The organism is Ramlibacter humi, assembly GCF_004681975.1.
GTDB classification, from domain to species: Bacteria; Pseudomonadota; Gammaproteobacteria; order Burkholderiales; family Burkholderiaceae_C; genus Ramlibacter; species Ramlibacter humi.
The window spans coordinates 1,136,880-1,160,796 of the sequence record NZ_SMLK01000001.1 but is presented as its reverse complement, the minus strand read 5'-3'; the positions used below and the strand labels follow the sequence as shown (position 1 = coordinate 1,160,796).

24 protein-coding genes and 1 tRNA gene are annotated in these 23,917 nt (G+C 67.9%); 17 read left to right on the top strand and 8 right to left on the bottom strand.

The window, feature by feature from the left end:
• Positions 1-44: 44 nt before the first annotated feature.
• Both EZ216_RS05355 and EZ216_RS05350 read left to right on the top strand, forming a co-directional pair.
• Complete coding sequence (locus tag EZ216_RS05355) at positions 45-1,673, top strand: AAA family ATPase (protein ID WP_135248520.1); 1,629 nt, start codon at positions 45-47, stop codon at positions 1,671-1,673.
• A gap of 2 nt (positions 1,674-1,675) precedes the next feature.
• Positions 1,676-2,380 (top strand): general secretion pathway protein GspB, encoded by a 705-nt coding sequence (locus EZ216_RS05350; RefSeq protein ID WP_135248519.1) that lies wholly within the window; start codon positions 1,676-1,678, stop codon positions 2,378-2,380.
• Here the strand turns inward: EZ216_RS05350 and EZ216_RS05345 are convergent.
• Complete coding sequence (locus EZ216_RS05345) at positions 2,374-3,045, bottom strand: DUF1444 domain-containing protein (RefSeq protein WP_135248518.1); 672 nt, start codon at positions 3,043-3,045, stop codon at positions 2,374-2,376. The two genes, EZ216_RS05350 and EZ216_RS05345, sit on opposite strands and share 7 nt — an antisense overlap.
• 193 nt (positions 3,046-3,238) lie before the next feature.
• On the opposite strand from EZ216_RS05345, the gene EZ216_RS05340 reads away from it, so the two are divergent.
• Positions 3,239-3,751 (top strand): bactofilin family protein, encoded by a 513-nt coding sequence (locus tag EZ216_RS05340; protein ID WP_135248517.1) that lies wholly within the window; start codon positions 3,239-3,241, stop codon positions 3,749-3,751.
• Between the two features lie 132 nt (positions 3,752-3,883).
• On the opposite strand, the gene EZ216_RS05335 is transcribed toward EZ216_RS05340, so the two are convergent.
• The 4 genes from EZ216_RS05335 to EZ216_RS05320 form a co-directional block, all read right to left on the bottom strand.
• A complete protein-coding gene (locus tag EZ216_RS05335) occupies positions 3,884-4,762 on the bottom strand; it encodes a sugar phosphate isomerase/epimerase family protein (protein ID WP_135249121.1) in 879 nt (292 codons plus the stop codon).
• An 87-nt stretch (positions 4,763-4,849) separates the two neighbouring features.
• The gene (locus EZ216_RS05330) at positions 4,850-6,034 is read right to left on the bottom strand and encodes a dihydrodipicolinate synthase family protein (RefSeq protein ID WP_135248516.1); all 1,185 of its coding nucleotides are present in this window, start codon (positions 6,032-6,034) and stop codon (positions 4,850-4,852) included.
• 7 nt (positions 6,035-6,041) lie between these two features.
• Positions 6,042-7,217 carry a Gfo/Idh/MocA family protein gene (locus EZ216_RS05325; RefSeq protein ID WP_135248515.1) on the bottom strand — a complete coding sequence of 392 codons (1,176 nt, stop codon included), beginning with the start codon at positions 7,215-7,217 and terminating at the stop codon, positions 6,042-6,044.
• An 84-nt stretch (positions 7,218-7,301) separates the two neighbouring features.
• Positions 7,302-7,964 (bottom strand): TetR/AcrR family transcriptional regulator, encoded by a 663-nt coding sequence (locus EZ216_RS05320; RefSeq protein WP_135248514.1) that lies wholly within the window; start codon positions 7,962-7,964, stop codon positions 7,302-7,304.
• 38 nt (positions 7,965-8,002) lie between these two features.
• On the opposite strand from EZ216_RS05320, the gene EZ216_RS05315 reads away from it, so the two are divergent.
• Positions 8,003-9,706 carry a thiamine pyrophosphate-binding protein gene (locus EZ216_RS05315; protein ID WP_135248513.1) on the top strand — a complete coding sequence of 568 codons (1,704 nt, stop codon included), beginning with the start codon at positions 8,003-8,005 and terminating at the stop codon, positions 9,704-9,706.
• Between the two features lie 64 nt (positions 9,707-9,770).
• Here EZ216_RS05315 and EZ216_RS05310 read toward each other — a convergent pair whose 3' ends face one another.
• Both EZ216_RS05310 and yedA read right to left on the bottom strand, forming a co-directional pair.
• Complete coding sequence (locus EZ216_RS05310) at positions 9,771-10,217, bottom strand: SWIB/MDM2 domain-containing protein (protein WP_135248512.1); 447 nt, start codon at positions 10,215-10,217, stop codon at positions 9,771-9,773.
• A gap of 161 nt (positions 10,218-10,378) precedes the next feature.
• The gene (gene yedA, locus EZ216_RS05305; RefSeq protein ID WP_135248511.1) at positions 10,379-11,281 is read right to left on the bottom strand and encodes a drug/metabolite exporter YedA; all 903 of its coding nucleotides are present in this window, start codon (positions 11,279-11,281) and stop codon (positions 10,379-10,381) included.
• 92 nt (positions 11,282-11,373) lie between these two features.
• Here yedA and EZ216_RS05300 point away from each other — a divergent pair, with 92 nt between their 5' ends.
• Positions 11,374-11,868, top strand: coding sequence for an Lrp/AsnC family transcriptional regulator (locus tag EZ216_RS05300; RefSeq protein ID WP_135248510.1), 495 nt, complete (start codon positions 11,374-11,376; stop codon positions 11,866-11,868).
• Position 11,869: 1 nt separating this feature from the next.
• Here the strand turns inward: EZ216_RS05300 and EZ216_RS05295 are convergent, their stop codons facing one another.
• Positions 11,870-12,712: a DMT family transporter gene (locus EZ216_RS05295; protein ID WP_135249120.1), complete on the bottom strand. Its 843-nt coding sequence runs from the start codon at positions 12,710-12,712 to the stop codon at positions 11,870-11,872.
• A gap of 348 nt (positions 12,713-13,060) precedes the next feature.
• Here EZ216_RS05295 and aceA point away from each other — a divergent pair, with 348 nt between their 5' ends.
• From aceA to EZ216_RS05235, 12 genes are all read left to right on the top strand, one after another.
• Entirely contained in the window at positions 13,061-14,386 is a 1,326-nt protein-coding gene (aceA, locus tag EZ216_RS05290; protein WP_135248509.1) for an isocitrate lyase, read from the top strand.
• A 149-nt stretch (positions 14,387-14,535) separates the two neighbouring features.
• Complete coding sequence (locus EZ216_RS05285; protein ID WP_135248508.1) at positions 14,536-14,724, top strand: hypothetical protein; 189 nt, start codon at positions 14,536-14,538, stop codon at positions 14,722-14,724.
• Positions 14,725-14,916: 192 nt separating this feature from the next.
• Positions 14,917-16,824: a threonine--tRNA ligase gene (gene thrS, locus EZ216_RS05280; protein WP_135248507.1), complete on the top strand. Its 1,908-nt coding sequence runs from the start codon at positions 14,917-14,919 to the stop codon at positions 16,822-16,824.
• 83 nt (positions 16,825-16,907) lie between these two features.
• Positions 16,908-17,516: a translation initiation factor IF-3 gene (gene infC, locus EZ216_RS05275; RefSeq protein ID WP_135248506.1), complete on the top strand. Its 609-nt coding sequence runs from the start codon at positions 16,908-16,910 to the stop codon at positions 17,514-17,516.
• A gap of 189 nt (positions 17,517-17,705) precedes the next feature.
• Positions 17,706-17,909, top strand: coding sequence for a 50S ribosomal protein L35 (gene rpmI, locus EZ216_RS05270; RefSeq protein ID WP_135248505.1), 204 nt, complete (start codon positions 17,706-17,708; stop codon positions 17,907-17,909).
• 19 nt (positions 17,910-17,928) lie between these two features.
• Positions 17,929-18,285 (top strand): 50S ribosomal protein L20, encoded by a 357-nt coding sequence (gene rplT, locus EZ216_RS05265; protein ID WP_135248504.1) that lies wholly within the window; start codon positions 17,929-17,931, stop codon positions 18,283-18,285.
• Positions 18,286-18,377: 92 nt separating this feature from the next.
• Positions 18,378-19,421 (top strand): phenylalanine--tRNA ligase subunit alpha, encoded by a 1,044-nt coding sequence (gene pheS / locus EZ216_RS05260; RefSeq protein WP_135248503.1) that lies wholly within the window; start codon positions 18,378-18,380, stop codon positions 19,419-19,421.
• Positions 19,422-19,446: 25 nt separating this feature from the next.
• Positions 19,447-21,864 (top strand): phenylalanine--tRNA ligase subunit beta, encoded by a 2,418-nt coding sequence (pheT, locus tag EZ216_RS05255; protein ID WP_135248502.1) that lies wholly within the window; start codon positions 19,447-19,449, stop codon positions 21,862-21,864.
• Positions 21,865-21,904: 40 nt separating this feature from the next.
• On the top strand, positions 21,905-22,237 hold the full coding sequence (locus EZ216_RS05250) for an integration host factor subunit alpha (protein ID WP_135249119.1): 333 nt from the start codon (positions 21,905-21,907) through the stop codon (positions 22,235-22,237).
• A 108-nt stretch (positions 22,238-22,345) separates the two neighbouring features.
• Positions 22,346-22,798, top strand: a complete 453-nt coding sequence (locus EZ216_RS05245; protein WP_135248501.1) for a MerR family transcriptional regulator — start codon at positions 22,346-22,348, stop codon at positions 22,796-22,798.
• 23 nt (positions 22,799-22,821) lie between these two features.
• A tRNA-Pro gene (locus EZ216_RS05240) sits at positions 22,822-22,898 on the top strand.
• 120 nt (positions 22,899-23,018) lie between these two features.
• Complete coding sequence (locus tag EZ216_RS05235) at positions 23,019-23,909, top strand: adenylate/guanylate cyclase domain-containing protein (RefSeq protein WP_135248500.1); 891 nt, start codon at positions 23,019-23,021, stop codon at positions 23,907-23,909.
• Positions 23,910-23,917 lie beyond the last annotated feature (8 nt).

Sequence of the window (23,917 nt, the reverse complement as noted above, 5' to 3'; positions counted from 1 at the left end):
CGCAGCGCGAGGTCGTTGGTCATTCGCGAGGTATCCTCGCGCCCATGTACGCGCCGTACTTCGGTCTGTCGCAGGAGCCGTTCTCCATCGCGCCGGACCCGCGATACCTTTTCATGAGCGAGCGCCACCGCGAGGCGCTGGCCCACCTGCTGTACGGGCTGGGCGGCGGCGGCGGCTTCGTGCTGCTCACCGGCGAGATCGGCACCGGCAAGACCACCGTGTGCCGCCTGTTCCTGGAGCAGGTGCCGCCGGACTGCGACGTCGGCTACATCTTCAATCCCAAGCTCACGGTGCCGGAGCTGCTGCAGTCGGTCTGCGACGAGTTCCGCCTGCAGGTGCCGCGCCGCGCCGACGGCAGCGCCACCGTCAAGGACTACCTCGACCCGCTGAACGCCTTCCTGCTGCAGTCGCATGCGCGGGGCCGCCACAGCGTGCTGATCATCGACGAGGCGCAGAACCTCTCGGCCGACGTGCTGGAGCAGCTGCGCCTGCTGACCAACCTGGAGACCAGCGAGCGCAAGCTGCTGCAGATCATCCTGATCGGCCAGCCGGAACTGCGCGACCTGCTGGCGCAGCCGCAGCTGGAGCAGCTGGCGCAGCGCGTGATCGCGCGCTACCACCTCGACGCGCTCACCGCGCGCGAGACGGAGCAGTACGTGCGGCACCGCCTGGAAGTGGCGGGGCTGGCGCGCGCCTTTCCGTTCGAGCGCAAGGCGCTGCTGCGCATCCACGAACGCACCGGCGGCGTGCCGCGCCGCATCAACCTGCTGTGCGACCGCGCGCTGCTGGGCGCGTACTCGCGCGGCGAGCCGGCGGTGACGCCCAAGGTGGTGGACCAGGCGGCGCGCGAAGTGTTCGGCGACAAGCCGCGCGCGGTGCCGCGCAGCTGGCAGCCTGCAGCCGTGCTGGGCGCGGGTGTGCTGGCCGGTGCCGGCGCGGCGGCATTGTTCCTGGGCATGAGGTCGCCTGAGCCTGCGGCTGTGCCGGCTGCGACCGGCGCGCCCGCGCAGGCCGCATCGGTCGCCGCGGCACCCGCTGTCGCCGCCGCTTCCGCTCCTGCCAGCGCGGTCGTCGCCGTGGCGGCAACGCCCGCAGTGCCGCCCACGCTGTACCGCGACGAGAAGCAGGCCTGGCGCGCGCTGGCCAAAGCCTGGAACGCCGATGCGGCCGAGGGCGACCCTTGCCCGGCCCTCGCACGCGACTCGCTGCAATGCTTCACGCGCACGGTGCCGCTGGCGATGGTGCGGCAGCTGGACCGGCCGGGCATCGTGACGCTCGACGCCGCCAGCGGCCGGCCTTCGTACGCGGTGCTCACCGCGCTGAGCGACAAGGCAGCCACGCTGTCCGCCGGCGGCGGCACGCAGACCGTGACGCTGGGCGCGCTGGCTTCGCGCTGGAACGGCGAATGGGCGACGCTGTGGCGCGCGCCGGCGGGATTCGACGCGCGCGCGCCGGAGCGCGAGAACCCGTCCCTCACGCGGTGGGTGGAAGCGCAGCTGGCGAAGTCGCTCGACGCCGAACCCGCGGACGCCAAGACGCCCTGGCGCGCGCGCCTGCGCAGCTTCCAGCTGTCGCAAGGCCTGCCCGCCGACGGCGTGCTGGGGCCGCTAACTTTCATGCAACTCAATCGCAGCGCCGGCGTGGACGAGCCGCGCCTGCGTCCGGTGCCCTGACCATGTCGTACATCCTCGATGCCTTGCGGAAAGCCGATGCGCAGCGCGACCGCCAGCGCCTGCCGGGCCTGCAGGCCCAGCCCATGGCCACCGCGGACACGACACGCGAATCCTCGACCATGGGTTACGCGATCGGCGGCGTGCTGCTGGTGGGCGTGGTGTCGGCCGGCGCGGCGTTCTGGCAGGGCTCGCGCAATGACGAACCCATGCGGACCGCTGCTGCGCCCATGACCGCACCCGCAGCGCCGGCCGCGGCACTCGTGCCGCCCGCGCCGTCGCCGGTGGCCGCGGAACCGGCGCGCACCATCGTGCCGGCGGCGCCGATCGTGGTGGAAGTGCCTCCCGCACCACGTGTCGCGCGCGCCGCGGCATCCGCGGCGGCTGTGGCGAAGGCTGCTTCCGCGCCGACCGCAGCTGCGGCGCAGGCGGCACCGCAAGCAGTCCCGCAGGCAGCGCCGGCATCCGCGGCGAAGGCACCTGCTTCCGCCGCGCCCGCCGCCGTGGCCCAGGCCGCGCCGCCCGGCGTGCCCGCCATCGCGGTCACCGGCGGCGTCTACTCGCCCAGTCCGGCACAGCGCATGCTGATCGTCAACGGGCAGGTGTTCAACGAAGGCAGCGAAGTCGCGCCCGGCGTGACGCTGGAGCAGGTGCAACGCGGCCGCGCGGTGCTGAACTTCCGCGGGCAGCGCTGGACGGTGGCTTACTGAGCCTGCAGCGGCGGCTGGAACAGCGACCAGCGGCCATCCTGGAACAGGTACAGCGCCGACGACACGCGCGTGCGGCGCGCGGCGGCGTAGAGCGCGGGCGCGCTGAAGCGGAGCGCCAGCACCGCGGTCTCGTCGCTGGCCGGCGCGAACAGCAGGCCGCCGCGCTGCGGCACCGCCACCACCACGCCGCCGGGATGCAGCGCTTCCTGCGCCTGCCAGAAGGCGCGGTCCAGGAAGTAGCTGCTGTTCAAGTCGTCGGCGCGGCCGGTCACCTGCATCAGGCCGCCTTGCCAGGGCCGCACCACCGGCTCGCCGTACGTGCGGCGCAGGTTGTCGACGGCCAGGCGCACCGCTTCCTCGGGTTGCAGGTGCAGGCGATCGAGGTCTTCGGGCGACGCGCTTTGCAGGTCCGCGGGGCCGTCGAAGACCAGGCGGATGTGCATGTCGCCGACATAGCGGAACCAGCTGGTGGCCAGTTCCACGTCGCGGCCGTCGGGCATCTGCGCGCGCACGGGGCCGTACGGCTCCAGCACCTCGCGCGGCAGCTGCGTGCCGACGGCCGATTCGCGCAGCACCACGATCAGGTTGGGCGCGTTCGTGTCGAACGTCTGCGCGAAAGCGTGCGTGGCCAGGGCCCACGCGGCCAGTGCGATGAATCTGCGCATCCCCTCCACCTCCGATGCACGCATGGTGCGCACGCACCACGCATGCGGCAAGGCCCGTTACACGAACCGTTGCGCGCGCGCTGCTCGCATGTGAGTGAGTAAACGGTTACGGAACTTGCGCCGAAGCTGATGCGTGTAAGCAGCCTCATCCATATTCTTCGAGCCTCTTCAACACCACTGACGAGGTATCGCGATGGCCCTGCAGTCCCCCTTCTTCAACAACGGCAAGCGCGAGGACGTGCGCCCGAACACCCCGAACGGCGCCGCTGTGGCCGCCGCCTCGGCGCCCACGGCCCCGGCCGCCAACAGCGGCAGCGCTTCCGTCGTGGAAGGCGAGGCCAAGCTGACCGTCGGCCCCAACATCAAGCTCAAGGGCGTCGAGATCACCGACTGCGACACGCTCGTCGTTGAAGGCTCGGTCGAGGCCACCATGGACTCGCGCATGATCCAGATCAGCGAGCGCGGCTCGTTCAAGGGCTCGGCCGAGATCGACGTCGCCGAGATCCGCGGCTCCTTCGACGGCAACCTGACCGTGCGCCAGAAGCTGGTGATCTACGCGACCGGCAAGGTCACGGGCCGCATCCGCTACGGCAAGGTCGTGATCGAAGAGGGCGGCCAGCTGTCCGGCGAGATCGAGTTCGGCGCCACGCCCGCGGCCTCTTCGCCGACCGCGCGTCCCGGCACACCGAAGCTGCAGGTCGCCTGAGGCCGGGAACGCCCGTACGCGAAGGTCGCGAAAGTATCGCGAAGGACGCCAAAGTGAAAAGGGAATCCTTCGTGGATTCCCTTTTGCGTTTCTCGCGGGTCTTTCGCGACCTTCGCGTACGGGAGTCCCTCGTCAAACCACGCTGCGGTGCCGCGCGATGCAGGTGTCCAGCGTTTCGGCCGCCTCGCGCCGCCACCAGTTGCCGGTCGAGAAGATCTCCACCTCGCTGTAGCCGGCGAAGCCCTGGCCTTCGACCCAGCCGCGGATGAGCGGGATGTCGATGACGCCGTCGCCCATCATCCCGCGGTCGTTCAGCAGGTCGGTGGTGGGCGTGAGCCAGTCGCAGACGTGGAAGGCGAGCAGGCGCTTGTTGCCCGCGCGCTGGATCTGCTGCTGCAGCTTCGGGTCCCACCACACGTGATACACGTCCACGGCGACGCCCAGCGCGCCGCTCTTCGACGGGTCCAGCGCGTCGCAGATGTCCAGCGCCTGTTCCAGCGTGTTCACGCACGCCCGGTCGGCGGCGTACATCGGGTGCAGCGGCTCGATGGCCAGCGGCATGCCGGCGGCGCGCGAGTGCTCCAGCAGCCGGCCGATGCCATCGTGCACCTGCTGGCGCGACAGCGCGATGTCCTTGTGCGCGGCCTTGCCGGCCAGCGCGCCGGGCAGGGCACCCACCACCAGCACCAGGCAGGCGGCGTTCAGTTCGCGCGCTTCGTCCAGCGCGCGGCGGTTGTCGTCGTCGGCGGCACGCAGGCCCGCGTCGTCCGTCGCGGTGAACATGCCGCCGCGGCAATAGCCCGAGAGTTCGAAGCCGTGCGACTTCACCAGCTTGGACACGTTGGCCAGTCCCGCGGCCGCGACCTGGTCGCGCCAGGGCGAGATGGCGCGGACGCCGCGCTTCGCGCACAGGTCCAGGATGTCCGGCAGCGGCAGGTCTTCGCCGCGGCTCTTGCGCAGCGTGGCGGTGTTGATCGACAGCCAGCGGTGGTCGGCGGAGAAGTCGCGCATGAGTGGGCTCAAGTGGTTGTCATGGCGGGCTTGACCCGCCATCCATCACGGGGAGGTGGATCCCGGCGTTCGCCGGGATGACAGGGTTCATTCGACGCCGTGAACGGCGAGCAGCGCCTTCGTGCGCGACACGGCCAGCTCCGGCTGCTCCAGCAGGTTGGCAGCGTCGGCCAGGCGGAACAGCTCGGCCAGGTGCGGCAGGCTGCGCGTGCTTTGCTGGCCGCCCACCATCGTGAAGTGCGACTGGTGCCCGTTCAGCCACGCCAAGAACACCACGCCCGTCTTGTAGAAGCGGGTGGGCGCCGCGAAGATGTGGCGCGACAGCGGCACCGTGGGACCGAGGATGGCGTGGAAGCGTTCCAGGTTGCCTTGTGCCAGCTCGCCCAGCGCGGCGCTGGCGGCCGGCGCGATGGCGTCGAAGATGCCCAGCAGCGCGTCGCTCTTGCCGTGCGTGGGCTCGCTGCCGTAGCCGTCGCCCGCGATCAGCTCGGCGTAGTTGAAGTCGTCGCCCGTATACATGCGCACGCCGGCCGGCAGGCGGCGGCGCATCGCGATCTCCTGGACCTTGTCCAGCAGCGAGATCTTGATGCCGTCCACCTTGGCCGCGTTGGCGGCGATCACGCCCAGCGCGGTGTCCATCGACGCCGCGGTGTCCTTGCCGCCCCAGTAGCCGGCCAGTGCCGGGTCGAACATCTCGCCCAGCCAGTGCAGGATCACCGGCTGCTTCGCCTGCGACAGGATGCGGTCGTACACGCGTTCGTAGTCGGCGGGACTCTTCGCCACGCGGGCCAGCGCGCGGCTGGCCATGATGATCAGGCGGCCGCCCAGCTTCTCGATGGCGGCCATCTGCTCTTCGTAGCCGCGGATCACGTCGTCGACCGACTTCACCTCGTCGATGTTCAGGTGGTCGGTGCCGCAGCCCGAAGCAACGAGCGCCCCCGGAACGTCTTTCGCGGCATCGAGCGAGCGGCCGATCAGCTCCAGCGAAGCCTTCCAGTCCAGGCCCATGCCGCGTTGCGCGGTGTCCATCGCCTCGGCCACGCCCAGGCCCAGCGACCACAGGCGGCGGCGGTAGGCGATGGTGGTGTCCCAGTCCACCGCGGCCGTCAGCCACGGGTCGACGGCGGCCAGCGGGTCGGCCACGACGTGCGCGGCCGAGTAAGCGATGCGGTTGAACTTCACGCCCTGCGCGGGGCGTACGGGCTCGGTGCCGCGCAGGCGGTAGCTTTCCAGCGAACCGGCGGCGGTGGGGAGTTTCAGCGTCAGTGCCATGCCGGCCTCACACCTTCAGCGCGGGCACGTCGACCCAGCGGCGTTCCTTCCACGACTGCAGCGCGGCTTCCACCAGCTGCACGCCCTTGGCGCCTTCGGGCAGCGTCCACTTGTATGGCGCGTTCTCGACGACGTGGCGGATGAAGGCTTCCCACTGGATCTTGAAGCCGTTGTCGTACAGCTGCGAGTCCGGCACTTCCTGCCACTGGTCGAAGAAGTTCATCGTCTGCTTCACGTCGGGGTTCCACACCGGGCGCGGCGTGGTGACGCGGCTTTGCGCGCGGCACTCCTGCAGGCCGGCGACCGCGGAACCGTGCGTGCCGTCCACGTGGAAGGTCACCAGGTCGTCGCGGCGCACGCGCGTGGCCCACGACATGTTCAGCTGCGCGACGATGGGCTCCCCATCGAAGCCGGTGAGCTCGGCGATGGCATACGCGGCATCGTCGGCGGTGGCCTGGTATGGCTTGCCGTTCTCGTCCCAGCGCTGCGGGATGTGGGTGGCGCCCAGGCAGGTGATGGACTTCACCTCGCCGAACAGGTTGTCCAGCACGTAGCGCCAGTGGCACATCATGTCCAGGATCATCCCGCCGCCTTCCTCGGCGCGGTAGTTCCAGCTGGGGCGCTGGATGGGCTGCAGGTCGCCTTCGAACACCCAGTAGCCGAATTCCAGCCGCAGCGACAGGATGCGGCCGAAGAAGCCCGCGCGGCGCAGCATGTCCAGCTTGCGCAGGCCGGGCAGGAACAGCTTGTCCTGCACCGCGCCGTGCTTCAGGCCCTTTTTCTCGCCCGCTTCCTGCGCCAGGCGCGCGATCTCCACCGCTTCGTTCAGGTTGGTGGCGATGGGCTTCTCGCAGTACACGTGCTTGCCGGCGCGCAGCGCCTTGGCCAGCAGCTGCGGACGCATCTGCGTGGTGCCGGCGTCGAAGAACACCGTGTCGTCGGGATTGGCGAGCGCCTTGTCGAGGTCCGTGCCCCAGCGTTCGATCTTGTGGGCGCGCGCGAGCTGCTCGATCTTCTCGGCGTTGCGGCCGATGAGGATGGGATCGGGCATCACCTTGTCGCCGTTGGACAGCGTGACGCCGCCCTGGTTGCGGATGGCGACGATGGAGCGGATCAGGTGCTGGTTCATGCCCATGCGCCCGGTGACGCCGTGCATGATGATCCCCAGACGTTGCGTGGCCATGGGCGGGTCTCCTGCTTTAATTCACTGAATGGTTAATTATAGGTAAGCCGCTTCCCCGCGCAAGCCCGGGAGACGCGCGCCAGCTCAGCCGATCAGCACGTAGCCCAGGATGACGTCGCACATGTGCGAGAGGCGCTCCTGGCGCGCCTTCACCGACAGCAGGTCGCGGCCGAAGATGGCCGAGAGCGTGTGGTTGTTCGAGAGGTAGAAGTACGACAGCCCCGCGATGGAGATGTACAGCTGCATCGGGTCGACGCCGCCGCGGAACTTGCCGTCGCGGCGGCCGCGTTCCAGGATGCGCGCGAGCATCTCGATCAGCGGCGAGTTCAGTTCGCGCGCGCGCTTCGATTCCTGCAGGTGCCGCGCCTTGTGCAGATTGGCGCTGTTGAGCAGCGTGAGGAACTCCGGGTGCTGCAGATAGTAGTCCCAGGTGAATTCCACCAGCTTGCGCAGCGCTTCGGCCGGCTGCAGTTCCTGCAGGTTCAGCTGCTGCTCCGCCTGCCGGATGTCGCGGTACGACTGTTCCAGCACCGCCTGGAACAGCGCTTCCTTGTCCTCGAAGTAGTAGTAGATCAGGCGCTTGTTCAGCGCGGCCCGTTCGGCGATGCGGTCCATGCGCGCGCCACCGAGCCCGAACTCGGCGAACTCGTCGCGGGCCGCCGCTAAGATGGTGCTCTGCGACCGGTCCGCATCGCGCACCTTCTCTTCCGCGGCAGGTGCCGCCTCCCGCCGGCTGGTCCGATTCATCGTTTGATAATTCACTTCCTGGTTAATAAAGTCAAGCCATGGCCACTGAGCGCGCGTCCCGCATCGCCGGGCACCTGATTGTCGAATGCCTGGCCGAGCAGGGCGTGACCCACGCTTTCGGCGTGCCGGGCGAAAGCTACCTGGCGGTGCTGGACGGCTTCCACGAATTCCGCGAGCGCATCGAGTTCGTGATCTGCCGCCAGGAGGGCGGGGCGTCGTTCATGGCCGAGGCGATCGGCAAGCTCACGGGCCGGCCGGGCGTCTGCTTCGTCACCCGCGGCCCGGGCGCGACCAACGCTTCCATCGGCGTGCACACGGCGTACCAGGACTCGACGCCGATGGTGCTGTTCGTCGGCGACGTCGCATCGGACCAGCGCGACCGCGAGGCTTTCCAGGAAGTGGACTACGCCAACTTCTTCGGGCCCAGCACCAAGGGAATGGCCAAGCGCGTGGAGCGCATCGACGACCCGGATCGCATCCCCGAGTACGTGTCGCGCGCCTTCGCCACCGCGATGAACGGCCGCCCCGGTCCCGTCGTGCTGGTGCTGCCCGAAGACATGCTGGTGAAGCCGGTCACCGCGCGGCCGCTGGCGCGCGTGGAACCGGCGCAGGCCTGGAGCGATCCCGGCGCGCTGCGCACGCTGCGCGAGATGCTGCTGGCTTCGAAGCAGCCTTTCGTCATTGCGGGCGGCGGCGGCTGGACGCCGCAGGCCGCGCAGGCGCTGCAGCGCTTCGCCGAAAACTGGAAGCTGCCGGTGGGCAACGCCTTCCGCTTCCAGGACACCTTCGACAATCACCACCCGCTGTACGCCGGCGACGTGGGCATCGGCATCAACCCGAAGCTGGCGCAGCGCGTGCGCGACGCCGACCTGATCCTGGCCATCGGCCCGCGCCTGGGCGAGATGACCACCTCGGGCTACACGCTGCTGCAGCCGCCGAAGGCGAAGCAGAAGCTGGTGCACATCCACGGCAGCGCCGAGGAGCTGAACCGCGTCTACCAGGCCGACCTGGCGATCAACGCCACCATGAACGCCGCGGCGCGCTCGCTGGAAGTGCTGGCGGCACCGCCGGAAGTGCCGTGGCAGGCGTGGACCGAGGCGGCGCACGCCGACTACGAAGCCAACCTGGTGCCGCAGAAGCTGCCGGGCGACATCGACATGCCGGCCATCGTGGCGTCGCTGCAGAAGCACCTGCCGGCCGACGCGGTGCTGACCAACGGCGCCGGCAACTTCGCCAGCTGGGTGCACCGCTTCTTCCGCCACCACGGGCTGGCCAAGGGGCACAAGACGCAGGCGGCGCCGACGGTGGGTGGCATGGGTTATGGCGTGCCGGCGGGCATCGCGGCGAACCTGGTGACGGGGCGCACGGCCTTCACCATCGCGGGCGACGGCGACTTCCTGATGAACGGGCAGGAGCTGGCGACGGCGGCGCAGTACGGCGCCAAGTCGATCATCGTCGTGCTGAACAACGGCATGTACGGGACGATCCGCATGCACCAGGAGCGCGAGTACCCCGAGCACGTGCACGGCACGCGGCTGGCCAACCCGGACTTCGCGGCACTGGCGAAGGCGTACGGCTACGAAGGCGTGCGCATCACGAAGACGGCGGAGTTCGAGCCGCAGTTGCTGGCGGCGCTGGAACGCAAGCAGGGCACGCTGATCGAGGTGATGCTGGATCCGGAAGTGATCACGACGCGTGGCACGCTGAGTGCCATCCGCGAGGCTGCGCTGAAGAAGCGCTGAGGTTCGCGCGGGCAAAGAAAAAGGGCTGCGTGAGCAGCCCTTTTCATTTGGCGCGAAGCTTGTCTTACTTGACGTGCTTGCCGATCAGGCCGGCCATCTCGAACATCGAGACTTGCGCCTTGCCGAAGATCTCCTTGAGCTTCGCATCGGCGTTGACCATGCGCTTGTTCACGGAGTCCTGCAGCTTGTTCTTCTTGATGTAGGCCCACAGCTTGCTGACCACTTCGGTGCGGGGCATCGGGCTGTTGCCCACCACCGCGGCCAGGGCCGGGCTGGGGGTCAGGGGCTTCATGAACGCCGCGTTCGGGGTGCGCTTCTTCGCGGGGGCCTTGGCGGCCTTCTTCGCGGGGGCAGCCTTCTTGGCGGGCGCGGCCTTCTTCGCCGGGGCCTTCTTCGCAGCGGCCTTCTTGGCCGGTGCGGCCTTCTTCGCCGGAGCCTTCTTGGCGACGGCCTTCTTCGCCGGAGCCTTCTTCGCGGGGGCCTTCTTAGCCGCTTTCTTCGCAGTTGCCATGACTTGATTTCCTTCTAGAAGTTAAGTGATCGCCAGAGGGAAAAATGCCAGCACTCCCTCTGACAGGGCGGATGCTAAGGGAGAAAAACGCCGTTTCCAAGGGGAAACGGCGTTTTTTCGCTGGGCGCTGTTGCTTTTTTCCAGTGGTTTTCGCTGGGAAATCAGTCCCCGGACGCCTTCGCCTTGCCCGCGAAGATCAGCACCACGCCGGTGAGGATCACCGCGCACGCGCCCCACTCGTGGCCGCTGACGGTTTCGCCGCCTGCCGCGATGCCCAGCACGAGCGCGATGACGGGGTTCACGAAGGCGTAGCTCGTCGCAAGAGCGGGGGACGCGTGGCCCAGCAGGTACAGGTAGGCGCTGAAGGCGACGAGCGATCCGGCGAGCACGAGGTAGGCCCACGCGGCGGCGGCCAGCGGCTGCGGCGGCCACTGCGGCTGTTCACCCAGCACGAGAGAAACCAGCATCAACGCCGCGCCACCGCACAACATTTCGCTCGCGAAGCCCGGCGCGCCGGGGGCCAGCGGCAGCCGCGTGGTGGAGAGCACGGAGCCCAGCGACCATGCGAGTGTCGCGCCGGCCATGCACGCGATGGCCGTCGGCGACGCATGGAAGCTGGCGCCGCTCACCAGCAGCAGCACGCCCGCCACGCCCACCACCATGCCGGCCAGTTCCATCCGCCCGGGCTTCAGCCCGAACAGCAGGCCCCAGCCGCACACCAGCATGGGCACCACCGCGATGAACGCGGCCACCAGGCCGGAACCCACGTGCTGCTCGGCGGTGGCGGTCAGGCCCATGCCGCCGCCCAGCATCAAGGTGCCGATGAAGGCCGCATGCAGCCACTGGCGCCGGGTGGGCCAGGGCCCGCCGCACGTGCCCACCCACGCCATCAGCAGCGCGCCCGCGCACAGGAAGCGCGTGCCCATCTGGAAGAACGGGGGAAAACTGGCCAGCGCCAGCCGGATCGCCAGGTACGTGGAGCCCCAGACCAGGTAGCAGGCCAGCAGGGCCGGGACGAGGAGGTTGGGGCTGGCGCCCGCGCGCAGGACGGTGCTGTTGCTCATGGGCGGGCATCGTAGAAGGCCGGTGCCTGCAGGGCCATGCACAATCCAAGGTCCTGCCGTCACGGCGCCCTTGTTTTTGAAGGTTGAAGGCCATGCTGACCGAAGTTTCCGGAATCGACAGCTACGACAGCCGCATCCTGCAGGAGTTGCAACGCGACGCGCGCATCAGCATGGCGGAGCTGGGGCGCCGGGTGCACCTCAGCCAGCCGGCGGTGACCGAGCGAGTGCGCAAGCTGGAACTGCAGGGCGTGATCCGCGGCTACCGCGCGGTGGTGGACTACCAGCGCCTGGGCTACGGCATCCGCGCGCTGGTGCGCGTGGGGCGGGTGGAGTACGCGCGGGTGGTCAAGCTGATCGAGCAGACGCCGGAGGTGGTGAACGCGTTCAACGTCACCGGCGAGGACAGCTGGATCCTGGAGATCGCGGTGATCGACGTCGAGCACCTGGACGCCGTGGTCACCCGGTTCTGCATCCTGACCGAGACGTCGACGTCGATCGTGCTGAACATGCCGCGGGAGAACGCGACGGTGCTGCCGGCGCGGCGCGAGAACATCAAGCCGGCCATCCGCAAGGTGACCGGCAAGTGACCTATCGCCGCGAGGGCAGGGTGGCCAGCAGCACGCCGGCCAGGGCCAGTGAGAACGCGATCGCCTGCACGGTGCCGAAGGGCTCGCCCAGCACGAGCACGCCCACGGCGGCCGCCGACACCGGCAGCATCACCGTGAAGACGCCGCCCAGCGCCGCCGGTACGTGGCGCAGGCCCGTCATCCACAGCCAGACGGTCCAGACGCTCGCCGCCAGCGAGTAGAAGGCCAGCAGCAGCCAGGTGCCCGCGCGCACGGCGGCGAAGTCGAAGCCGATGGCCTGGTACAGCCCGAAAGGCGTGACCAGCACGAAACCCCACAGGTTGACGATGGCCGTGATCCGCTTGGCGCCCAGCGCGCCGGTGAGCTTCTTGCCGATGACCGAGTACGCCGCTTCGCAGATGACGGCGCCGAACACCAGCAGGTTGCCCAGCAGCGCATGCGGACCCGACGCCGTGGCGCCTTGCGCCGAGGCCAGCAGGGCGATGCCGGCGGCTGCGCAACCCACGGCGGCCCACACCCGGGGCGCGATGCGTTCGCGCAGGAACACCCAGCTCATGATGGCGACCACTGCGGGGATGGCGGCCATGATGACGCCCGCCGACACGGCGCTGGTCAGGCTCACGCCGGTGAGCATGCAAAGCGAGAACAGGAAGTTGCCGAGGAAGGACTCGAGGAACAGCAGCCGCTTCGTCTGCGCGGTGAGCGGCGCTTCGTTCGCGGGGCGGCGCAGCCAGTGCAGCATGCTGGCGCCGCCGATGCCGAACCGCATCCACGCGAGCAGGAACACCGGCAGGGCCGCGACGAGCGGCTTGGAGAGCGCGACGTAGCTGCCGACCAGCGACATGCTGAGGGCGAGGCAGGCGAAGGCGAGGAGTCTCTGGGAAGGCACGGGGCGCGAAAAGCGCGAATCTTGCCTCAGCGCTTCGGTGCGGTTGCCGGGGCATTTCATCGCGACGCAAATGCGTTTCTCATTATGAAAATGATGCATGTTGCGGCGCGGAAAAATTTCCCAATATGAGATATGAAATCTCGCATTGAGAAATAAAGTACCTAACTTGTTGTCCTGCAAAGAGAAAAATCTAGTCTTCTATAAGACACAAGATGAACCGGAAGTCTTCTACAAGACTTAAAGTCACTTCCAACGGCGGTCTCCCGCCGCACCGGTTCCAAACCAACCTACGGAGTGAACGCAATGAGCAACTGGACGCACCTCAGCCGCGAGCAACAGATCGCGCAACTGGAGAAGGACTGGGCGGAGAACCCCCGCTGGAAGGGCATCAAGCGCGGCTACAGCGCCGCCGACGTGGTGCGCCTGCGCGGCTCGCTGCAGGTGGAGCACACGCTGGCCAAGCGCGGTTCCGAGAAGCTGTGGAACCTGATCAACACCGAACCCTTCGTCAACTCGCTGGGCGCGCTGACCGGCAACCAGGCCATGCAGCAGGTCAAGGCCGGCCTGAAGGCGATCTACCTCTCCGGCTGGCAGGTGGCGGGCGACGCCAACAGCAACGGCGAGATGTACCCCGACCAGTCGCTGTATTCGGTGGACTCGGTGCCGAAGGTCGTGAAGAAGATCAACGCCACCTTCGCGCGCGCCGACCAGATCCAGTGGAGCGAAGGCAAGGGCCCCGGCGACGAGGGCTACCTCGACTACTTCGCGCCCATCGTGGCGGACGCGGAAGCCGGCTTCGGCGGCGTGCTGAACGCCTTCGAGCTGATGAAGGCCATGATCGAAGCGGGCGCCGCCGGCGTGCACTTCGAAGACCAGCTGGCCGCCGCCAAGAAGTGCGGCCACATGGGCGGCAAGGTGCTGGTGCCCACGCGTGAAGCCGTGTCCAAGCTGGTGGCCGCGCGCCTGGCCGCCGACGTGATGGGCACGCCCACCGTGCTGCTGGCCCGCACCGATGCGGAGGCCGCCGACCTGGTGACCAGCGACGTCGACGAGAACGACAAGGCATTCTTCACCGGCGAACGCACCGTCGAGGGCTTCTACCGCAGCCGCAACGGCGTGGAGCAGGCCATCAGCCGCGGCCTGGCCTACGCCGAGTACGCCGACCTGATCTGGTGCGAGACCGGCACGCCGGACCTGGCCTTCGCCAAGCAGTTCGCCGACGCCATCCACGCGAAGTTCCCGGGCAAGCTGCTGGCCTACAACTGCTCGCCTTCGTTCAACTGGAAGAAGAACCTGGACGACGCCACCATCGCCAAGTTCCAGAAGGAACTGGGCGCCATGGGCTACAAGTTCCAGTTCATCACGCTGGCCGGCTTCCACAGCCTGAACTACTCGATGTTCAACCTGGCCTACGGCTACGCGCGCAACAACATGAGCGCGTTCGTCGAGCTGCAGCAGGCCGAGTTCGCCGCCGCCGAGAGGGGCTTCACCGCGGTGAAGCACCAGCGCGAAGTGGGCACCGGTTACTTCGACGCGGTGACGACCACGATCGAGAAGGAAGCCTCGACCGCGGCCCTGAAGGGGTCGACCGAGGACGCGCAGTTCTTCGAGGAGAAGAAGGCCGCCTGAAGGCGTCCCGGGGAGACAACGGACGGGCCCTTCGGGGCCCGTTTCGTCTTTTTTGGCACACATCGGCGCGGTGGGGGCGGCGATTCCTCGGTTGTCGCTGCCGGGCTCGCCTTGTAGAGTGGGCTGGTTGCAACGGCGGGAGAGGCACCATGACGACCGAGAAGACTGGCGCGTTCGACGCCACCATGCTCAACGCACAGCGCTGCTCCGAGTGCGGCGGCACCGGCGAGTTGCGCATCGAGAGCGAGAACATCACCGAGGATTTCGAGGTCGAGAAGCAGACCGTCATCACCCAATGCCCGCGCTGCGGCGGCAAGGGTTGGGTGCAGGGCGGTTAGAATCGGGGCTTTCGCCACCAGCAAGAGTGAGAAAGGCAGCTTCGGTTATGACACCGCGAACTACTCCGCAAGGAACGGCCCGTTGATGGCCGCGTAGTCGCGCGCACCGAAGAAGCAAACCCCGATTCAAAGCAAAAGCGCGGCTACAGGCCGCGCTTTTTGTTTTTCCGCATCCGCTGGAGCTTGCACGACATGATTTCCATCACGCTTCCCGACGGCTCGCGCCGGGAGTACCCGGGCCCGGTTTCCGTGGCCGACATCGCCGCTTCCATCGGTACGGGCCTGGCCAAGGCCGCCATTGCCGGCAAGGTGAATGGCAAGGTGGTCGACACGGCCTTCACGGTGGACCAGGACGCGCCTGTTTCCATCATCACGGCCAAGGACCCCGAGGGCCTGGACGTCATCCGCCATTCGACGGCGCACCTGCTGGCCTATGCCGTCAAGGAGCTGTTCCCCGACGCGCAGGTCACCATCGGCCCGGTGATCGAGAACGGCTTCTACTACGACTTCTCGTACAAGCGGCCCTTCACGCCGGAGGACCTGCAGGCGATCGAAAAGCGCATGGGCGAGCTGGCGGCCAAGGACGAGCCCGTGCAGCGGCGCGTGCTGCCGCGCGACGAGGCCGTCGCGTACTTCAAGTCCATCGGCGAGCAGTACAAGGCCGAGATCATCGCCAGCATCCCGCAGGGCGAAGACGTGTCGCTGTACCGCGAGGGCAGCTTCGAGGACCTGTGCCGCGGCCCGCACGTGCCCAGCACGGGCAAGCTGAAGCACTTCAAGCTCATGAAGGTGGCCGGCGCCTACTGGCGCGGCGACCACCGCAACGAGATGCTGCAGCGCGTGTACGGCACGGCCTGGGCCACGAAGGAAGAGCTGCAGCAATACCTGCACATGCTGGAAGAGGCCGAGAAGCGCGACCACCGCAAGCTGGGGCGCGAACTGGACCTGTACCACACCGAGGACGTCGCGCCGGGCGTGGTGTTCTGGCACCCCAAGGGCTGGGCCGTGTGGCAGCAGGTGGAGCAGTACATGCGCCAGGTCTACAAGGACACGGGCTACCTGGAAGTGAAGGCCCCGCAGATCCTGGACCGAAGCCTGTGGGAGAAGACGGGCCACTGGCAGAACTACCGCGAGAACATGTTCACGACGGAATCGGAGAAGCGCGACTACGCGCTCAAGCCGATGAACTGCCCCGGCCACGTGCTCATCTTCAAGTCGCATCTGCGCAGCTACCGCGACCTGCCGCTGCGCTACGGCGAGTTCGGCCAGTGCCACCGCAACGAGCCTTCGGGCGCGCTGCACGGCATCATGCGCGTGCGGGGCTTTACGCAGGACGACGGGCACTCGTTCTGCACGGAAGACCAGATCCTGGACGAATGCGTGGACTACACGGCGAAGCTGCAGGAGGTCTACCGCGACTTCGGCTTCACCGACATCCTCTACAAGGTGGCCACGCGGCCGGACAACCGCGTAGGCTCCGACGCGCTGTGGGACAAGGCCGAGCATGCCGTCATGGAGGCACTGCGCCGCTCGGGCGTGGACTTCGTGATCTCGCCCGGCGAGGGCGCGTTCTACGGCCCCAAGATCGAATACACGCTCAAGGACGCGCTGGGCCGCCACTGGCAGTGCGGCACGATGCAGGTGGACTTCAACACGGCCGAGCGCCTGGGTGCGGACTACGTCACGGAAACCAGCGGCCGCGCCCACCCGGTGATGCTGCACCGGGCCATGGTCGGCAGCCTCGAGCGCTTCATCGGCATGCTGGTGGAACACCATGCCGGCGCGCTGCCCGCCTGGCTGGCGCCGGTGCAGGTCGCCGTGCTGAACATCACGGACGGACAGGCCGACTACGCCCGGGAGGTTGCAAAAACTCTGCAAAATCAAGGGTTTAGGGTTGAGCTCGACCTGCGCAACGAGAAAATCACGTATAAAATACGGGAGCATTCGATGCAAAAGCTGCCCTACATCCTGGTCGTGGGCGACAAGGAGAAGGCAGCAGGTGCCGTCGCAGTGCGTGCCCGGGGCAACCAGGACCTCGGCGCGATGTCCCTCCAGGCTTTCTCCGGGAAGCTTGCAGCGGACGCCGCCAGCAAGAGCTGATTTCCACCGAAGTCCAGCTGTCGCCAAGGGCATGAACTGGGGCGGCTTCGCCACTGGCAACAGTGGCTTTTCGTTTTTGAAGGATCCAGACCATCGCTACTGACTTTCGCGACCGCCGCCAACGCGAGGAACGCAAGCACCGCCTGAACCGGGAAATCATGGCCCCGGAAGTCCGCCTCTCCGGGCCGGAAAACGAACCGCTGGGAATCGTCAGCCTGCAGGAGGCCCTTCGCATGGCCGGCGAGCTGGACGTTGACCTGGTTGAGATTGCCGCGACCGCCAACCCGCCCGTGTGCCGGTTGATGGACTACGGCAAGTTCAAGTACCTGGAGCAGAAGAAGGCCGCGGAAGCGAAGTCCAAGCAGAAGGTCATCGAGGTCAAGGAAATCAAGTTCCGCCCGGGCACCGACGACGGTGACTACAACATCAAGATGCGCAACATCCGGCGCTTTCTTGAGGAGGGCGACAAGTGCAAGATCACGCTGCGCTTCCGCGGTCGCGAGATCACGCACCAGGAGATCGGGATGGCGCTGCTGCAGCGCATCCGCGACGAGCTGGGCGACACCATCCTGGTGGAGCAGTTCCCCAAGCTCGAAGGCCGGCAGATGGTCATGATGATCGCGCCGGGCCGCAAGAAGGCGGGCAGCGCTGCCAAGCCCGCCACCGAGGCCGCAGGGGCGGCCACGGCGTAAGAGGAGTTCACAGATCGCATCGGTTGGTCGCCGGCGCGGTCCGGTGATGGGAAGGCTTTGTGCCTTCCCGCGGCGCTTCGGCGCCGATCAGTGGAGAGCCGCAAGGCTCTCCGCACAAGTGGCTCGGGGCCATCAAGACGCGAAGGATTCGCGGCGCCTCACGAGCACAAGGAGAGAAGGAGCATTCACATGCCCAAGATGAAGACCAAGAGCAGCGCGAAGAAGCGCTTCCGCGTCCGTCCCGGCGGCACCGTCAAGCGGGGCCAAGCCTTCAAGCGTCACATCCTGACGAAGAAGACCACCAAGAACAAGCGCCACCTGCGCGGCCCGACCGCCGTCCATGAGACCAACATGGGTCACATGGCGCAGATGCTGCCGTTCGCCGGCCTGTAATCGGACAAGGAGAAAACACATGCCTCGCGTCAAACGTGGTGTGACGGCTCGCGCCCGTCACAAGAAGGTCCTCGCCCTCGCCAAGGGTTTCCGCGGCCGCCGCGGCAACGTCTTCCGCGTCGCCAAGCAGGCGGTGATGAAGGCGGGCCAGTACGCCTACCGTGACCGCCGCCAGCGCAAGCGCGTCTTCCGCCAGCTGTGGATCGCGCGTATCAACGCCGCGGCCCGCGCCAACGGCCTGACGTACAGCCAGTTCGCCAACGGCATCCGCAAGGCCGGCATCGACATCGACCGCAAGGTCCTGGCCGACATCGCCGTGCACGACCCGGCGGCTTTCGCCGGCATCGTGAACCAGGTCAAGGCCAAGCTGGCCTGATGTCTCACGGTGGGCGCCGCATCCGCGGCGCCCGGACCAACCCACTGGAACGGGGCTAGGGCTGGCAGGCACTGGCCCCGTTTTTCATTCGCATGAGCAACGAACTGGATTCCGTCGTCGAGAGCGCGCGCAGCGCGTTCGCGCAGGCCCGCACGCCCGCTGAGCTGGAGAACGCCAAGGCGCAGTTCACCGGCAAGGCCGGCCGCATCACCGAGCTGATGAAGGGCCTGGCGGCCCTGCCGGTGGAAGAGAAGAAGGCCCGCGGCGCGGCCATCAACGTGGCCAAGCAGGCGATCGAGGCGGCGCTGAACGAGCGCCGCCAGGCGCTGGCCGACGCCGAACTGCAGGCGCAATTGCAGGCCGAGGCGCTGGACGTCTCGCTGCCCGGCCGCGTGCGCGAGCCCGGCGGGCTGCACCCCGTCAGCCTGACGATGGAGCGCATCGAGCGCATCTTCGCCAGCATGGGGTTCGACGTCGCCGACGGCCCCGAAGTCGAGAGCGACTGGCACAGCTTCACCTCGCTGAACAACCCGCCCAACCACCCCGCGCGCTCGATGCAGGACACGTTCTACGTGGACATCGACGGCGAGGACGGCATCCCCTACAACCTGCGCCCGCACACCAGCCCGATGCAGGTGCGCTACGCGCAGCAGCACGTCAAGAAATACGCGGGCCGCCAGATGCCCGAGATCCGCGTCATCGCGCCGGGCCGCACGTACCGCGTCGACAGCGACGCCACGCACTCGCCAATGTTCCACCAGTGCGAAGGCCTGTGGCTGGGCGAGAACGTGAGCTTCAAGGACCTGAAGGTCGTCTTCACCGACTTCTGCCGCACGTTCTTCGAGAGCGACGACCTGGCGCTGCGCTTCCGTCCCAGCTTCTTCCCGTTCACCGAGCCCAGCGCCGAGATCGACATCCAGTTCCAGAGCGGTCCGCTGGCCGGCCGCTGGCTGGAAGTGGCCGGCTCCGGCCAGGTGCACCCGGCGGTGGTGCGCAACATGGGGCTGGACCCCGAGAAGTACATCGGCTTCGCGTTCGGCATGGGGCCGGACCGCCTGACCATGCTGCGCTACGGCGTGAGCGACCTGCGTCTGTTCTTCGACGGCGACGTCCGCTTCCTGCGCCAGTTCCGCTGAACCACCGCGAGCCGAAACCGACATCATGCAATTCCCCGAGTCCTGGCTGCGCGAGTTCTGCAACCCGCCGCTGGCCACGAAACAGATCGCCGACGTCCTGACCATGGGCGGGCTGGAGGTCGAAGACCTGCGTCCCGTCGCGCCCCCGTTCACCAAGGTGGTGGTGGGCGAGATCAAGGAAGCCGTGCAGCACCCCAACGCCGACCGCCTGCGCGTGTGCCAGGTGGACGTGGGGCAGGGCGCGCTGCTCAACATCGTCTGTGGCGCGCCGAACGCGCGCGTGGGCATCCGCGTGCCGACGGCGCTGGTCGGCGCCGAACTGCCGCCGGGCGACGACGGCAAGCCTTTCGCCATCAAGCTGGGCAAGCTGCGCGGCGTGGAAAGCCAGGGCATGCTGTGCTCGGCGCGCGAGCTGAAGCTTTCCGAGGACCATGCCGGGCTGATGGAACTGGCAAGCGACGCGCCTCTCGGGAAGGACGTGCGTGAAGTGCTGGACCTCGACGACCAGGTCTTCACGCTCAAGCTCACGCCCAACCTGGCGCATGCGCTCAGCGTGTATGGCGTGGCGCGCGAGCTTTCGGCGCTGACCGGCGCGCCGCTGGTGCAGCCGAAGTTCGAACCCGTGCAACCGAAGAACGACGCGAAGCTGGCGGTGAAGGTGTCGGCGCCCGACTTGTGCGGCCGGTTCTCCGGCCGCGTGGTGCGCAACGTCGACACCAAGGCGAAGACACCGCAGTGGATGGTCGATCGCCTGGCCCGCTGCGGGCAGCGCAGCGTCACGGCGCTGGTGGACATCTCCAACTACGTGATGTTCGAGTTCGGCCGTCCCTCGCACATCTTCGACTACGACAAGATCCACGGAACGTTGGACGTGCGCTGGGGCAAGCCGGGCGAGCAGCTCAAGCTGCTGAACGGCAACACGATCACGGTCGACGAGAAGGTCGGCGTGATCGCCGACGACAAGGAAGTCGAGTCGCTGGCCGGCATCATGGGCGGCGACGCCACCGCGGTGTCCGACGACACGCGCAACGTGTATGTCGAGGCGGCGTTCTGGTGGCCGCAGGCCGTGCAGGGCCGATCGCGCCGCTACAACTTCTCCACCGACGCGGGCCACCGCTTCGAGCGCGGTGTCGATCCCAGCCTGACGGTGGAGCACATCGAGCACATCACGCGCCTGATCCTGGAAGTCTGCGGCGGCGAAGCCGGCCCGATGGACGACCAGGTGTTGTCGCTGCCCGAGCGCAAGCCCGTCACGCTGCGCGTGGCGCGCGCGTCCAAGGTGATCGGCATGCCGCTCACCGCGAACCCGTGCCTGGATGCGTTCGAGAGGCTCGGCCTGCCGGCGCAGTCGAACGGCGAAACCATCGTCGTCACGCCGCCGCCGTACCGCTTCGACCTCGCGATCGAGGAAGACCTGATCGAGGAAGTCGCGCGCATCGTCGGCTACGAGCACCTGCCCACCACGCCGCCGCTGGCGCCCATCACCGCCAAGCTGCCGCCGGAGGGCCGCCGCTCTGCGTTCGCGGTGCGGCGCCTGCTGGCCGCCCTGGGCTACCAGGAGACGATCAACTTCAGCTTCGTCGAGGACAGCTGGGAGCGCGACCTGGCCGGCAACGCCAACCCGATCAAGCTGCTGAACCCCATCGCCAGCCAGATGAGCGTCATGCGCTCATCGCTGATGGGCTCGCTGCTGCAGGTGCTGAAGTTCAACCTGGACCGCAAGGCCGAGCGCGTGCGCGTGTTCGAGATCGGCCGCGTGTTCCTGCGCGACGCTTCGGTCGCCACCGGCGACACCACGGTGCGTGGCGTCCGCCAGCCGATGCGCGTGGCCGGCCTGGCCTACGGTGAACCCGATGGCCTGCAGTGGGCGCGCAAGGCGCCGGGGGCGGACTTCTACGACGCCAAGGGTGACGTCGAGGCGCTGCTGGCGCCGCGCCAAGCGGAATACCGCGCCGCCACGCACCCCGCCATGCACCCGGGCCGCTGCGCGGAAGTGATCATCGACGGCGTGTCCGCCGGCCACGTGGGCGAACTGCATCCGCGCTCGCGCCAGGCCTGGGACTTGCCGCATGCGCCGGTGCTGTTCGAACTGGACCTGGGCCAGGTGCTGGCGCGCGACGTGCCGGTCTTCACGCCGGTGCCGCGCTTCCAGCCGGCCGAGCGCGACATCGCCGTGATCGTCGCCGACTCGGTGACGCATGCCGCGCTGATGGAAGCGATCCACGGCGCCGATACCGGTGGCCTGTTGCGCGACGCGTTGCTGTTCGACGTCTACAAGCCCAAGCAGGCGACGGCCGGCATGGCCGCGGGCGAGAAAAGCCTCGCCGTGCGCTTGACGCTCGCCAGCCCCGACGCCACACTGACCGAGGACCAGATCGAGGCTGCCGTGCGCGCCGTGGTCGGCCGGGTCGCCACGCAGCTGGGTGGCCGCCTGCGGGGTTAGGGAGGAGTCGATGCTCACAACAACAAAGGAAGAGGCGACGATGGGGTTCACGGTGGAGAGCCTGGAGACGCCGGCGCTGACCAAGGCGCAACTGGCGGAACTGCTGTTCGAGCAGATCGGGCTGAACAAGCGCGAGTCCAAGGACATGATCGACGCCTTCTTCGACCTCATCTCCGGCAGCCTGGTCGAAGGCAAGGACGTGAAGATCTCCGGCTTCGGCAACTTCCAGATCCGCACCAAGGCCCCGCGTCCCGGCCGCAACCCGCGCACCGGCGAGACCATCCCGATCAAGGCCCGCCGCGTGGTCACCTTCCACGCCAGCCACAAGCTCAAGGAACAGATCCAGGGCCAGGGCTCGGGCGACGCCGCCTGAGCGGCACGCTCACGACAGCAGCGCCTCGCTCGGGCGGCGCATCGCGCTTTGCGCCCGAAGCGGTCTTAGAGTAACCTAGCAGCTTTCCCTCCTAGCGCATTGATTTCAGTGGAGAAAGCACTTCCTGCCATCCCGGCCAAGCGCTACTTCACCATTGGTGAGGTCAGCGACCTGTGCGGCGTCAAGCCGCACGTGCTGCGCTATTGGGAGCAGGAATTCACGCAGCTGCGGCCCATGAAGCGGCGCGGCAACCGGCGCTACTACCAGCACCACGAGGTGCTGATGATCCGCCGCATCCGCGACCTGCTCTATGACCAGGGCTTCACCATCAGCGGCGCGCGCAACAAGCTGCAGGAGATCGTGCAGGGCGAGCGCGACAAGCGCCGCAATGGCGAAGTGATGCTCGAAGGCGTGGAGGTGATCGAAGCCTTCGACTCGCAGTTGCCCGACGACTTCGAGGACAGCACGCCGGGGCCCGAAGACAGCGCCGTTTCCGAGAAGCTGCTGCTCGTGCGGCGCGAACTGTTCGAGATTCGCGACTTGCTCTCGTCGGGCCACTGATCCGCGGGCTATAATGGCGGGCTCGGCGTGTAGCGCAGCCTGGTAGCGCACTTGCATGGGGTGCAAGGGGTCGCGAGTTCGAATCCCGCCACGCCGACCATTCTTACCAGCGTTCCCTCCAGAACGCTTCATCGTTCAAGCAACGGCACAGGGCCGGCGCGACAACCGTCGCGCCGGCTTCTTTGTTTCCGGCTGAGCTGGCGCATACAATCCCCGCCACATGGCCACCGTTGTTTTTGCTGACCTGGTCGGAAGCACCGGCATCTTCGAGCGCCTCGGCGACGAGACTGCCGGCCGTTTCGTCACCCAGCTGACGACGGCGCTTTCGCGCAGCTTCGAGCAGCACCGCGGCCGCGTCGTGAAGCTGCTCGGCGACGGCCTGTTCGTGGTGTTCCCCGACGAGTCCGATGCCATCGCGGCCTGCGTCGGCATCCAGAAGCGCCTGCAGGAAACGCCGGTCTATCCCGGTGGCACCGGCAAGGCGGTGCAGATGCAGATGGGCGTGGAATCCGGCGAAGTGGTCGAGATCGAGGGCGACTGCTACGGCGACGCCGTCAACAGCGCCGCCCGCCTGGCCGACCTGGCCGGCGCCGAGCAGATCCTCACCACCAATCGCGTTCGCGAGTCGCTCAACGCCGAACTGCGCGGCAAGCTGCGCAGCCTGGGCCCGATGTTCCTGCGCGGCAAGAACGAGCAGACCGAGGTCTACCGCGTGCAGTGGCAGCCCGAGCGCGACGCCGACGCCACCATGATGGGCGCGTCGATGTTCAAGGCCATGCCCAACGCGCACCTGGAACTCACCGGCGCGGGCCAGACCCTGCGCATGGATCCGCACGGCACCTCCCTCACGCTGGGCCGCGCCGCCACCGCCAACCTGTCGCTGAACGATTCGCGCGTCTCGCGCGTGCACGCCACGGTCGACTGGAAAGGCGGCCACTTCATCCTCAGCGACCAGTCCAGCTTCGGCACCTGGGTGTACATGGGCGGCGGCAACACGCCGCTCGTGCTGCGCCGCACCGAGTGCTACCTGGTGGGCAACGGCCTGATCACCCTGGGCTGCGAGCGCGAAGCCGAAGCCGCCCCCCGGGTGGAATTCGCCGTCATCGCCTGATAGCGCGC